This is a genomic window from Arthrobacter hankyongi (assembly GCF_022012395.1).
GTDB classification, from domain to species: Bacteria; Actinomycetota; Actinomycetes; order Actinomycetales; family Micrococcaceae; genus Crystallibacter; species Crystallibacter hankyongi.
Genome location: NZ_JAKLTQ010000013.1, coordinates 68,081 through 80,190 on the forward strand (window position 1 = coordinate 68,081; position 12,110 = coordinate 80,190).

Below are 12,110 nucleotides of genomic sequence, written 5' to 3' on the forward strand. Positions count from 1 at the left end.
TGCAACATACTGACCAGTCGGAATGTATAGGAGCGAATAGTGAAATTTGGAGTGATGCACCTTTTCCCCGCGGACGGGGATGACCGCGATGTCCTGCTGGACACGGTCGACGACATTGCCTTGGCGGACGAGCTGGGATTCGACTCGGCCTGGCTGGCGGAACACCACTTTTCCCGCTACGGCCTCCTGGGCAACCCCCTGATGCTTGGCTCGCTGCTGGCCGAACGGACCAAGCGGATCACGCTGGGCACGGCGGTACTTGTGCTTCCGTTCCACGACCCGCTCCGTCTCGCCGAGGACGCAGCGCTGCTCGACAACCTCTGCGGAGGCCGGCTGCGGCTCGGCGTGGGCCGGGGGTACCAGCCCAAGGAGTTCCGCGGCTTCGGCAAGCTGGCCGAGCACAACAAGGAGCTGTACCAGGAGACGGTCGACATCCTGCAGCTCGCCTGGACGCAGCAGACGTGGTCGTACCACGGCAAACACTACAACTACGACGACGTCGAGATCTATCCGCGGCCCTATACCGCCGGCGGGCCGCCGCTGATCCATGCCTGCTCGTCCCGCGACTCGTACCGGGCCCGCGGCCTGCGGGGGGAGCCGATCATCTCCTCGCCGCAGTTCACCCCGCTCAGCCTGATGCAGAAGAATTTCGACAGCTACAAGGACGCCCTCGAGGAATCCGGGCACAACATCGCCGACTTCGAACTCCCCTACATGCAGCAGGTCTGGTGCGGGGACGGCCGGGGCGACCTGCTGGCCGTCAGCGAGGCTGCCCTGGCCTACTACAAGCAGGTGGGCCAGGTCATCCCGGGCTCCGAGGAAGCCACCGAGCGGGAGCGGAAATACTACGAAGCAGTGCGGCGCAACATCGACCTGCTGAATCTGGAGCGCACCCTGACCCACGGCGGCAACTTCGGCTCCGTCGACCAGGTCGTCGATACCCTGGGAACCTTGGCCGAACAGCTCGGGATCACCCACTACATCGGCTGGTTCCGGATCCCGTCCCTCGACCCGGGCATTGCCCGGGCGTCCATGGAGCGGTTCGCCTCCGACGTCATTCCCCAGCTGCGGGACACGCAGCGAGTATCGGCCACCGCCACAGCCTGAAAGGCATAAAAATGAAGAAGACCGTCACTGAACTGCTCGAGAACGTCTGGAACGCCGAGGGGATGGAGACCGATCCCAAGGTGCTCGAGGACATCGTCCTCTATGAGAAGGATCCCTCCATCTCCGCGGCGTTCATCACCTTCAATGCCCCGGAGAAGCTCAACGCCGTTCCGGTCGCCGCCCTGGAGCGGGTCGGCGACCTCGTCCGCGAGGCCGATTACGACGACGAAGTGAAAACCATTGTGTTCCGCGGCAACGGCCCGGCGTTCGGCACGGGAGCCGACGCGGCGGAGCTCGGCCACTACATCGGCTACAAGAAGCAGGCCTCGGGCGAGCGCCGCAGGCCCCCGTCGCAGCGGCAGCGGATCCTGCCGGACAAGCAGCTGCTCTCCGGTGCGTTCGCCGAGGCGATCAGCAACTCGCTCAAGGCGACCATCTGCGCCGTCCGGGGCTACTGCTACGGCGGGCACATGAAGATCGCCCTGAACGCCGACATCGTCCTGGCCACGCCGGACGCGCAGTTTACGCATCCCGCCTTCCGGTATCTGGGTGCGGCGCCGCAGGACATGTACGTTTGGATCGAAAACCTGGGCATCAAGAAGATGAAGGAGATCATGCTCACCATGCGCCCGCTGGGGGCCGTCGAGGCGGAAGCGGCCGGACTGGTCAACAAGGTGGTCGAGCAGGACGAGCTCGACCAGTGGGTGCGTGACTACTGCCAGGCGATCTCCTTCATGCCGCTGGACGGGATGATGATCGGCAAGTCCATGATGCGCCTGGCGCAGGAAGCCCGGGGCAAGGGGGTCGGCGAGATGACCGCCTGGGTGGGCCACGGGTGGGCAACGAACTTGCAGCTGCAGGACGGCGAGTTCAATTTTGTCAAGGAGCGCCGGGACAAGGGCCTGTCGCAGGCGCTGCGCGAGCGGGACGAGGCCGTCGCGCCCTTCTTCCGCCTTGGCGGCCGGCTCGGAGAGGAATGATGCAACTATGAAATTCGGAATCCTTGCCTCCGCGCAGTATCCGTTTAACGAGGACCTGCAGACCCGGCTCGGGGAGCTGTGGGACCTGACCGAGCACGCGGCGGATCTGGACTACGACTCGGTGTTCATGATCAGCCATTTCATGGGCAACCTGCAGACGCCGCAGACCATTTCGACCACCGCGAAGCTGATCGAGCATTCGGGCAACATGACCGTCGGCACGGGCATCCTGCTGCTGCCGCTGTTCCATCCGGTGCACATTGCCGAAGAATTCGCGACCCTGGACCACCTGTCCAAGGGCCGGCTCGTCCTCGGGGTCGGGGCCGGGTACCGGGACAACGAGTACAAGGCCTTCGGGCTGGACAAGTCCCGCCGCTTCGGCCGGATGCGCGAGAGCATCGAGCTGATCCGGGCACTGTGGACCGGCGAAGAGGTCGATTTCCATGGCAAGCACTTCGAACTCGAGGGCGAGCACATCGGAATCCGCCCGTACCAGGAGAACGGCCCGCAGATCTGGATCGGCGCGGGGGCGGAAGGCTCGGTCAAGCGGGCCGCGACGCTCGGGGACGCCTGGTTCGCCCCGGGCAACTCGCCCAAGCCGAACTGGAACGAGACCGCCATGGGGTGGCACGAGGAGGCGCTGGCCGGGGCCGGCAAGCCGCGGGAAGGGCGCGAGTACCCGATTATCGTGCAGCTGTTCTGCGGCGAATCCACCGAGTCGGCACGGGAAATGGTCCGGCCCTACATCCAGGATTCCTACTTCGCGTATTCGGAGTATTCGCAGCTGTCCTGGCAGCGCACGGCCTTCGAGTACCTCTGGGACAACGTGTTCCTGGTCGGCAGCCCGGACGACCTGGCACTGCGCATCAAGGCACTGGAGGCGACCGGCTTCAACCACATCGTCTTCCGGCCCTTCTGGACCGGCATGCCGCCGGAGCTGGCCCACCGGTCCCTGTCGCTCTTCGCGGAAGAAGTCATGCCGCGTTTCCGGGCGGCCGCGGACAGCGGAGCGGAGAAAGGACGATGACCGTGACGTCTGAATCCTTGGTCATGGAGGCGGGCGAGCTGACCTCCGAGTGGTTCCGCACGGTGATGGGAACGGTGCCCACCAGCGTGGCCGTGGTGTCCGGCCGCGGCGCGGGTGGAACGCCGGTGGGCCTGGCGATCGGCACCCTGACGTCGGTATCGCTCAATCCTCCGCTGGTCGCCTTCTGCCCGGGGCGTGACTCGAACAGCTGGCCCAAGATCCGCTCCAGCGGCCGCTTCTGCATCAACGTGCTGGCCGGCGACCAGCAAACGGTCAGCGGCGTCTTCGCGTCCAAGCGCGGGAACAAGTTCGACCACGTGGACTGGGTGCCGTCCGAGGACGGCCTTCCGGTGATCGAGGGCGCCGTGGCCAGCATCGAATGCGTCCTGCAGGATGAGCACGACGCCGGCGACCACACCATCGTCGTGGGGCGGGTCGTGCGGATGGCTGCCAGGCCGGCCGCGCGGCCCCTCGTCTTTCTCGGGGGCAAGTACGGGCAGGTGGCGTGACCACCGCGCTGGCCCCCGGTCTGTTCTCGATCCCGGTGGCCATCCCGATCCCGTCGCTGGCTACGGTGAATGTCTACCTGCTGGAGCTGGAAGGCGGCGGGGTCGCCCTGATCGACACCGGCTGGGATGACGAAGCGTCCTACCGCAGCCTGGTCGACGGGGTCGCGGCCGCCGGGCACGGGCTTGACGACGTGGCGACGATCATCGTCACCCACGCGCATCCGGACCACATGGGCCTGGCCAGGCGGATACGGGATATTTCCGGGGCGCGTGTTCTGATGCACCACGTGGAGGTCGGCAGGCTGCGTGACGGGCCGACCGGACCCCACGCCTACAACGCCGCGGTGCGCCGGACGTTTCCGCGCTGGGGGGTGGAGGCATCGGACCTGGAGAACTGGGTCGGCGCCAGTGCCGCGATGCCGGCCCGTTCCTGGGACGTCGCGGCCGAGCCGGTCTGCCACGGGCAGCTGCTGGATCTGCCCGGCTGGCAGCTGGAAGCGCTGTGGACGCCCGGGCACACGCCGGGGCACCTGTGCCTGTACGACCGCACGACGCGCCTCTTGTTCTCGGGCGATCACGTGCTGCCCCGCATCACGCCGGTGATCGGGATGCATCCGGGCGAGGAGAGCGATCCGCTGGCCGATTTCCTGGCCTCCTTGGAACAGGTGGCCGCACTCGATGTGTCGACGGTCCTGCCCGCACACGGAAGCCCCTTCAGCGGGGTTGCCGACCGGGCCGCGGAGCTCATGGCGCATCACCGGCAGCGCCTGCAGGAAGTGCACTCCCGGGTGGAAAAGCAGCCGGGAGTCACGGCCTGGGGCCTGGCCAACCAGCTCACCTGGTCACGGCCTCTGGCCGACGCGCCGGCCCCCACCCGCCGGCTGGCCCTGGCCGAAACCCAGGCCCACCTGGTGCACCTGCACCGCAGGGGCGAACTGGCCAGGTCCGGCACCGGCGCCGAGCGCTGGACAACAACCTGACCGGGCCGTGCCCGGCTTCCGCCGCGGCTTTCAGAAGGCTTTAAAAGGAGTAGGTATGAACCGCAATCTTGCATCCGATTTGGAACAGCGGGCCGTCTCGGACCCGGATACGGTGTGTTTGACGTTCGAGGACGGCCGGCGGTGGACGTACGCCGGCCTGAATGCGGCGGCCTCGGCACTGGCCGCGGTGCTCGCCGGGGCTGCCGCGGGCCGCGGGCACCGCGTCGCCGTCCAGCTGCCGAATTCCCCCGAACTGGTGGTCACCCTGCTGGCAGCCTGGAAAGCCGGGCTGGTGCCGGTGGCCCTCAGCGGCCTCTACAACCAGGCCGAGGTGCGCAAATGCCTCGACCAGGTGCGGCCCGCCGTGGTGATCTCGGCCGCCGGAGCTGCTCCCGGGGACTCAGCCGAACTGCCGCCGGCCACCGTGGCCCGGATTGCCGCCGCCCACGAAGGGACCGGGCCCGTACCGGCGGGGCCGGCCCTGGCCGCTCCCGCCGTCGCGGCGGAGGACGAGGGCATCGTCCTCTTCACCGGGGGCACCACGGGGGAACCCAAGGCGGTGTCGCTGACGCACGCCGGTACCTACACCTCCATGAGCAACCTGGTCCGGGCGCAGAAGGGCCGGCCGGGCCCGCTGCCGACTGCCGGCGCCGAGGTGCCGCCGAACCTGCTGGCGCTGCCGCTGTTCCACAGCGGCGGATTGCAGTCGATGCTGGTCGCTTTCCACCTGGGGCGCGCGGCGCTGCTGATGGAACGGTTCTCGGTCGACCGGATCGCCCGCCTGGTTCCGCAGTACGGTGTCGACAACCTCTTCCTGCTGCCGACGATGATCTATGACCTGGTGCGCGCCGCACCTGCCCCCGACCTGGGCTCGGTCCGCAGGGTGCTGGTAGCCGGCCAGCGGCTCGACCCCATGCTGCAGCAGGAGTTCGAAAAGAAGTACAACGTGATGGTCCTGTCCAACTACGGATCCACCGAACTGGGCCACGTGGCCGGCTGGACGGGACGGGACATCAAGGCAGGGATGTGGCGGCCCGGCGCCGTCGGCCGGGTCTACGACGGGGTCACCCTGGAAATACGCGACGGGCAGGGGAACGCACTGCCGGCCGGACAGCCGGGCGAAATCTGGGTACGGTCCCAGCGCACGCTCGGCTATGTCGGCACCGGCGCAACCACGGCGGGCGACCTCGTGGCCGCAGGCTGGATCCGCTCGGGCGACATCGGCTACCTCGACCATGACCAGGTCCTGTTCCTGGTCGGTCGAAGCCGGGAGCTGATCAAGACCGGGGGCTTCCAGGTTTGGCCGGCCGAGCTCGAGCAGGTGGTGCGCGAGGCTGACGGCATTGCCGACGTGGCGGTGGTGGGACTGCCTGATCCGCGGCTCGGGGAGATTCCCGTGGCCGTCGTCGTGCCCGCGGACCCGGACGCCGATGCCGACGAACTGGAGGCTGCCGTCATCGGCCACTGCCGCGAGCGGCTGGCCCACTACAAGGCGGTCCGGAAGGTGTTGGTGCTGGACTCGCTGCCGCGCAGCGAGGTCGGCAAGATCCGCCGGGACGAACTGGAGTCGGCCGTGCAGGAGAGGCTGGGCGCCGGTGCGGAAATTCGCTGAGGCGGCGCCCCGCACCGGCCCCGTCCGGCGCGGGGCGCCGGACGGGGCCGGTGCCTCAGGAGGCAGGCAGGCTGCGGTAGACGGAGAGCACGATGCCGTCGGCGAGCCAGACCGATGCGCGCTGCTCGTGCGCGCCGGCGGCCGGTGCGGCAGCGGGTGCCGCCCCGGCGGCCAGCAGATGCTGCCAGGCGGCATCCACATCCTCGACCTTGATGTTCAGGCTCGCCTTGGCGCCGGCCGGAAGCTCTTCGGGCGACGTGAGGGCCAGGGAAATCCCGCCCAGGTCGAACGCCGTCCACCGCTCGCCGTCCCGCATGGTCACGGGCGGGGAGACCAGCGTGTTGAGGATGGCCTCGGGGCCGCTGGTGCCCGTCGGTGCCGTCAGGGCGATGCTGCGAAGCACGGGAGCGGTCATGGATCCTCCTGGTTGATTGTTCTGGGAAAGCAACATACTATCCGGTCGGTATGAAGGGATCAATGATGAACCTGGCACCTGAGCTCGACGCGCTGCACCGGCGCGTCGCCGCGGTCATGCGGCAACGGGTCGCGCCGCGCGCAGCGGAAATAGACAGCACGGGGGACTACCCGGAGGATCTTTACGAGCTGTTCCGGACCGAGGGGCTGCTGGCGCTTTCGCTGCCCGAAAACCTCGGTGGATCCGGCCTCGGAGTCCGCGGCCTGACCGTCGCGACGGAGGAAGCCGCCAAGCATTCGGCAGCCGCCGGGGTCATGCTGCTGCTCTCGCGGCTGCCGGTGGCCCCGCTGTTGGCCGGCGGCACGGACGAGCAGCTTCAGCGGTGGGCGGTGCCGCTCGGCCGGGGCGAGCGGCGCGGTGCCTTTGCGATGTCCGAACCGCAGGCAGGAAGCGACGTGCTCGGCCTCACCGCATGCGCCGAGCCGGACGGGAACGGGTGGCGCCTGACCGGCACCAAGTCCTGGATTTCCGGCGCGGCGGAAGCCGACTGGTTCGTCGTGGTGGCCAGGGTTGCCGGCTCCGGGGAGCGCCGGGCCGACGCCGTCCGGGCGTTTGTCGTCGATGCGGACGCCGCCGGGCTCTCCCTGACGCAGACGCACCGCCGGCCCGGCTGCCGCGGGGTAAGCCTGGGCGACATCAGCCTCGACGGGGTCGCCGTCAGCGACGACCGGCGGCTGCCGGGCATCACCGGTGTCGGGCACTTGCTGGGCGGACTGGCCACCATGCGGCCGGTGGTTTCCGCCCGCGGACTGGGACTGGCGGCCGCGGCCCTGATGCTGGCCGTGGAACGGATCGAGGACCGCCAGGTCGGCGGGCGGCCGGTGGCTGTCCAGCAGGGAGTCCAGTGGCAGGTCGCCGAGACCGCCGTCCAGCTGGAGTCCGCCCGGCTGCTCACCTACCGGGCCGCCGAACTCATCGATGCGGGCAGCAGCGGACCGCGGACCGCCGGCCAGCTCGCCGCCGCCAAGCTCGCCTCGAGCGAGATCGCGGTCAAGGCCGCCGCCCTGGCGTCCCAGCTGCACGGCGCGGAGGCCTGCCTGGCCGGACACCCCGCGGAGCGGCTGGTCCGCGACGCACGCCAGCTCACGATCGTCGAGGGGACCTCGGAGATCCAGCGCAACATCATCGCCCGCGCCGTGCTCGACAGAACCCTGTGGTGGCAGACGGCCGACCTTCCCGTAGAAAGCGAGTCCAGAGCGTGATCTGTGAGAACCGAGTAGTCATTGTCACCGGAGCCGGCCGCGGCCTGGGCCGCAGCCATGTGGAGGCGCTGGCGCGCAGCGGCGCGAAGCTGGTGGTGAACGATCTGGGCGTCAACCGGGACGGCCAGGGACAGGGCACGCCGGTGGCGGAAGAGGTAGCCGCGGCGGTGCGCGCCCAGGGCGGCGAGGCGGTGGCCAGCATGCACGACGTCAGCGACTGGCAGGACGCGGAGGCCTTGGTCCGGCAGGCGGTTGACACCTACGGACGGCTCGACGCCGTGGTCAACAACGCCGGCATCCTGCGGGACCGCATGATCGTGAACACCACCGAGGCCGAATGGGACGACGTCATCCGGGTGCACCTGCGCGGGACCTTCGCCATGCTGCGCTTCGCCGGGGCCTACTGGCGCGAGCAGGCCAAGGCCGGCAGCCCGCTGGAAGGCAGCGTCGTGAACACCACCTCTCCGTCCGGGCTCTTCGGCAAGCCGGGCCAGGCCAACTACGGCGCCGCCAAGGCCGGGATCGCGACGCTGACGATGATCGCTGCCGAGGAGCTTCGCCCCTACGGCGTCACGGTCAACGCCGTCGCCCCGGTGGCCCACACACGCATGACCGCGGACCTGGTCAGCGATCCCGACGCCGCGCGGCAGCTCGCGCCCGAACACGTCTCGCCGGTGGTGGTGTGGCTTTCGAGCCTCCGGTCCCGCCATGTCACCGGCCGGGTGTTCGAGGTTTCGGGCAAGCGTTTCGGCATCGCCGAGCCCTGGCGCCACGGGCCCGGAGTCGTCCCGCAGGACGTGATGACGCCCGCCGAGGCGGGGCAGATCGCCGACACGCTGCTGCCGGCGGCCATGGTGCCGGAGCGGATGGGGGGCAACCTGTGACCGCCCGCACGGTTCTCGGGCGTCCGCGGTACGACGGGCTGCCCCGGGCCGGGGACGCCCCGGCGGGGTCCAGCTGGGGGCTGTGGGACGAACCGGCCCTCGGCGCGCTCAACGCCCTGACCCCGGCACAGGTGCTGGCCGCCGCCGCCACGGTGCGCAACGGCGAGGTGTACCCGCTGGACCTGCCGCAGGGCTTCATCGATCCGCCGCTGTTCGGCCGGCCGGCGGCCGAACATGTCGTCACGGGGACGGAGGAGGAGCTGGCCCGGGACGACCTGCTGAACGGCTGGAACACCCAGGGTTCCTCACACTGGGACGGATTCCGCCACATCCGCGACCCCCTCGGCTTCTACGGCGGGATCCCCGGTGCCGGGCACGGCATCGAGGCGTGGTCGCGCCACGGCATCGTGGCGCGGGCGGTCGTTGCCGACGTGGCCGGGTTCCGGGCGCGGGCCGGGGACCCGATCGACGCGACCCGGCCCGTCTGCATCGACGTCGACCTGCTGGAACGGACGCTGGCGGCGCAGGAGTCCGTCCTGCGGGAGGGCGATGTGCTGATGCTGCGCACCGGGTGGCTGGACTGGTACAAACGGGCCGACCGGCGCGCCCGTGCCGAGGCAGCCGACCGGAACCTGCTCCAGGCACCGGGGCTGCTGGCCGACGAAGCCACGGCCCGCTGGCTGTGGGACGCCGGTGTGTGCGCGGTGGCCGCCGACAACCCGTCCGTCGAGGTCTGGCCGCTGCTCACCGGAGCCCGCGGGGACGAGCCGTGCCTGCACATCCGGCTGCTGGCGCAGCTGGGGATCCCGATGGGGGAGCTGTGGGACCTGGATGCCCTGGCCGCGGCGTCCGCCGCCGACGGCCGCTGGGACGGGATGCTGGTGAGCTCCCCGCTGCCGCTGCCCAACGGCTGCGCCTCGCCCGCCAACGCGGTGGTGATCCGATGAGCGGCCGGATGCCCATCACCGACTTCGAGACGGTGCTCACCACCACCCGCGCGGTCCGCCGGCGGCTGGACTTCGACCGGCCGGTTCCGGCCTCCGTGCTCCATGAGTGCCTCGGCCTCGCGCTGCAGGCACCGACCGGAGGCGACGCCGAGGACTGGCGGTTCGTGCTGGTCAACGACCCGGAGACCAGGCAGGCCATCGGGGCGGAGTACCTGCGGATCTTCGATGCGAAGATCCGGCCGCGGATGCCGATGCTCCGCCAGGGCGCCACGATGCGCACCCAGGCCCCCGCGCACCTGGACGAGGCGGTGCAGCGCCGCCGGGCGAAGATCTACGAGAACGCAGCCTACCTCGCGGAGAACATCGGCCGGGCCCCGTGGCTGGTCCTGGCCTGCGCCACCCGGCCGGACTCGGACGCCCGCATCCGGTCGGCCATCTACGGCTCGGTTTTCCCCGCGGTCTGGTCGTTCCAGCTGGCACTGCGGTCCAGGGGCCTCGGCTCGGTGATCACCACCCTGCATCTGCGCGAACCCGAAGGGGTGACCCGGATCCTCAGGATCCCCGACGGGGTCACCCAGTGCGCCCTGTTGCCCGTCGCCTACACGCTGGGCACCGACTTCCGTGCGGCGGCCCGCAAACCCGTCGAGGACGTTACCTTCCTGAACCACTGGGACCATCCGGCCGGGGACCTCGTCTCCGGCACCGAACCCTTAGGAGCAAACCATGACTGATGCAGCAATCGCCGTGCTGGGCGGAACCGGGCCGCAGGGCAAGGGACTGGGCTACCGGTTTGCCAAGGCCGGCCGCCGGGTAATCATCGGCTCGCGGGACGCCGCCAAGGCCTCGGCCGCGGCCGGCGAACTGGACGAAACACTCGGCGGCGACGGCCTGGTGACCGGGATGGCCAACGCCGAAGCCGCCGCGCAGGCCGGCCTCGTGGTGGTCGCGGTGCCGTGGGACGGGCACAACGAACTGGTCGAATCGCTGCGCGGGGAACTGAGCGGGAAGATCGTCGTCAGCTGCGTCAACCCCCTGGGCTTCGACAAGGCGGGGCCGTACGGGCTGGACATGGGCAACAGCAGCGCGGCAGAACAGCTGCAATCAATCGTTCCGGCCGCCCGGGTGGTCGCGGCCTTCCACCATGTCTCCGCCGCCAACCTGATCGGGCCGGCCGAGAAGCTCGACCACGAGGACATCCTGGTGGCCGGGGATGACAAGGAAGCGGCCGCGCAAGTACGCGCGCTGGCCGCGACGGTCACCGGCAGCCCCGGCGTCGACGCCGGCCCGCTCCGCCTGGCCCGGCAGCTCGAACCGCTGACGGCGGTGCTGATCAGCATCAACAAGCGGTACAAGACCCGGTCCGGGGTTTCGATCAGCGGGCTGCCGCAGGACTGAGCCCGCCGTGGAGACCATGCTGACGTTCGCTCCCTCCGACCTGGCCGAGCTGGGGCGGCAGGCCCGGGCCTGCGAGCGCGCCGGGATCACCGCGGTGGGTGTGGGCGACTCGCCGGGCTACCACGATCCGTATGTCGCGCTGGCGGTGCTGGCGCAGTGCACCTCCTCGATCCGGATCGGTCCGATGGTCACCAACGTCGTGACGCGCGTCCCGCAGGTGTCCGCCGGGGCCATCCGGTCGATCAACGACCTGGCCGGGGCCGGACGGGCCTTCATCGGGCTCGGCGCCGGGGACAGCGCCCTGGCCGGTGCGCAGGTCCGGCCGGCCGGCGTGGCCGGGCTCCAGCAGGGCATCGAGGCGGTCCGCCGGCATTGGCCGGCGGCGGCAGCGCGGCCCTGGCGCGTCGTCGTCGCCGCCAACGGGCCGCGGACACTGCGGATGGCGGCAGCCACCGCCGATGTTGTCGTGTCCGGTACCGGGACCGATGACGCGAGCATCCGCCGGGCGGTGGACCTGGTCGGCGAGGTCCGGCGGGAGCGCGGGCGCGCCGCAGCCCTCTGGGTGGTCGCGCGCATCAGCGTGGGCGAGGACCGCGAGTCGGCGGTCACCGAGCTCCGGCCCCTGCTGGCCTCCGCCGCCAACCACGTCTTCGCCTCCGCCGCGGAAAGGGACCGCCTCGACGCCCGGACGGCCCGGGCGGTCGCCCGGCTGCGGCAACGTTACGACTATGCGTCGCATGGCCGCCGCCGGGGGAACCCGAACGCGGAGCTGGTGGACGAACTGGGCCTGCGCGAAACGCTGGCGGAACGGTTCGCGCTCGCCGGTCCGGCCGGACACGTCGCCGGCCGGCTCGCGGAGCTGGCGCGGGCCGGCGTCGACGGCGTTGTCATACCGGCGGTCGGGCTCGATGCGGACCGCCTGGTGGAAAACTTAGGCAGCCGGGTGCTTGGCAGGCCCGGGGCACAGCATGCAGGAAATTGACCCATCACAG

General features: G+C 70.2%; 13 protein-coding genes. 12 read left to right on the forward strand and 1 reads right to left on the reverse strand.

Annotated features, from left to right (window positions below):
* Positions 1–39: 39 nt before the first annotated feature.
* Genes LVY72_RS15955 through LVY72_RS15980 form a run of 6 tightly spaced genes read left to right on the forward strand, consistent with a single transcriptional unit; the run spans position 40 to position 6,215 of the window.
* Positions 40–1,107, forward strand: coding sequence for an LLM class flavin-dependent oxidoreductase (locus LVY72_RS15955; RefSeq protein ID WP_237822654.1), 1,068 nt, complete (start codon positions 40–42; stop codon positions 1,105–1,107).
* Between the two features lie 11 nt (positions 1,108–1,118).
* A complete protein-coding gene (locus LVY72_RS15960; protein ID WP_237822656.1) occupies positions 1,119–2,087 on the forward strand; it encodes an enoyl-CoA hydratase/isomerase family protein in 969 nt (322 codons plus the stop codon).
* Between the two features lie 7 nt (positions 2,088–2,094).
* Positions 2,095–3,114 carry an LLM class flavin-dependent oxidoreductase gene (locus LVY72_RS15965; protein WP_237822658.1) on the forward strand — a complete coding sequence of 340 codons (1,020 nt, stop codon included), beginning with the start codon at positions 2,095–2,097 and terminating at the stop codon, positions 3,112–3,114.
* Positions 3,115–3,116: 2 nt separating this feature from the next.
* On the forward strand, positions 3,117–3,623 hold the full coding sequence (locus tag LVY72_RS15970) for a flavin reductase family protein (RefSeq protein WP_237822660.1): 507 nt from the start codon (positions 3,117–3,119) through the stop codon (positions 3,621–3,623).
* The gene (locus LVY72_RS15975) at positions 3,620–4,603 is read left to right on the forward strand and encodes an MBL fold metallo-hydrolase (RefSeq protein ID WP_237822662.1); all 984 of its coding nucleotides are present in this window, start codon (positions 3,620–3,622) and stop codon (positions 4,601–4,603) included. Before LVY72_RS15970 ends, LVY72_RS15975 begins: the two co-directional genes overlap by 4 nt.
* Positions 4,604–4,658: 55 nt before the next feature.
* Complete coding sequence (locus LVY72_RS15980) at positions 4,659–6,215, forward strand: class I adenylate-forming enzyme family protein (RefSeq protein ID WP_237822664.1); 1,557 nt, start codon at positions 4,659–4,661, stop codon at positions 6,213–6,215.
* Between the two features lie 55 nt (positions 6,216–6,270).
* Here LVY72_RS15980 and LVY72_RS15985 read toward each other — a convergent pair whose 3' ends face one another.
* Positions 6,271–6,630 (reverse strand): VOC family protein, encoded by a 360-nt coding sequence (locus LVY72_RS15985; RefSeq protein WP_237822666.1) that lies wholly within the window; start codon positions 6,628–6,630, stop codon positions 6,271–6,273.
* 62 nt (positions 6,631–6,692) lie between these two features.
* Between LVY72_RS15985 and LVY72_RS15990 the strand changes: the two genes are divergently transcribed.
* The 6 genes from LVY72_RS15990 to LVY72_RS16015 are packed head-to-tail and all read left to right on the forward strand — an operon-like array spanning position 6,693 to position 12,100.
* Positions 6,693–7,892 carry an acyl-CoA dehydrogenase family protein gene (locus LVY72_RS15990; protein WP_237822668.1) on the forward strand — a complete coding sequence of 400 codons (1,200 nt, stop codon included), beginning with the start codon at positions 6,693–6,695 and terminating at the stop codon, positions 7,890–7,892.
* Positions 7,889–8,776: an SDR family NAD(P)-dependent oxidoreductase gene (locus tag LVY72_RS15995; RefSeq protein WP_237822670.1), complete on the forward strand. Its 888-nt coding sequence runs from the start codon at positions 7,889–7,891 to the stop codon at positions 8,774–8,776. Before LVY72_RS15990 ends, LVY72_RS15995 begins: the two co-directional genes overlap by 4 nt.
* Entirely contained in the window at positions 8,773–9,723 is a 951-nt protein-coding gene (locus LVY72_RS16000; protein WP_237822672.1) for a cyclase family protein, read from the forward strand. The genes LVY72_RS15995 and LVY72_RS16000 overlap by 4 nt, the downstream gene beginning before the upstream one ends.
* 8 nt (positions 9,724–9,731) lie before the next feature.
* On the forward strand, positions 9,732–10,454 hold the full coding sequence (locus LVY72_RS16005; RefSeq protein WP_237822674.1) for a nitroreductase family protein: 723 nt from the start codon (positions 9,732–9,734) through the stop codon (positions 10,452–10,454).
* Positions 10,447–11,118: an NADPH-dependent F420 reductase gene (npdG, locus tag LVY72_RS16010; protein WP_237822676.1), complete on the forward strand. Its 672-nt coding sequence runs from the start codon at positions 10,447–10,449 to the stop codon at positions 11,116–11,118. Before LVY72_RS16005 ends, npdG begins: the two co-directional genes overlap by 8 nt.
* Positions 11,119–11,134: 16 nt before the next feature.
* Positions 11,135–12,100 (forward strand): LLM class flavin-dependent oxidoreductase, encoded by a 966-nt coding sequence (locus tag LVY72_RS16015; RefSeq protein WP_237822770.1) that lies wholly within the window; start codon positions 11,135–11,137, stop codon positions 12,098–12,100.
* Positions 12,101–12,110 lie beyond the last annotated feature (10 nt).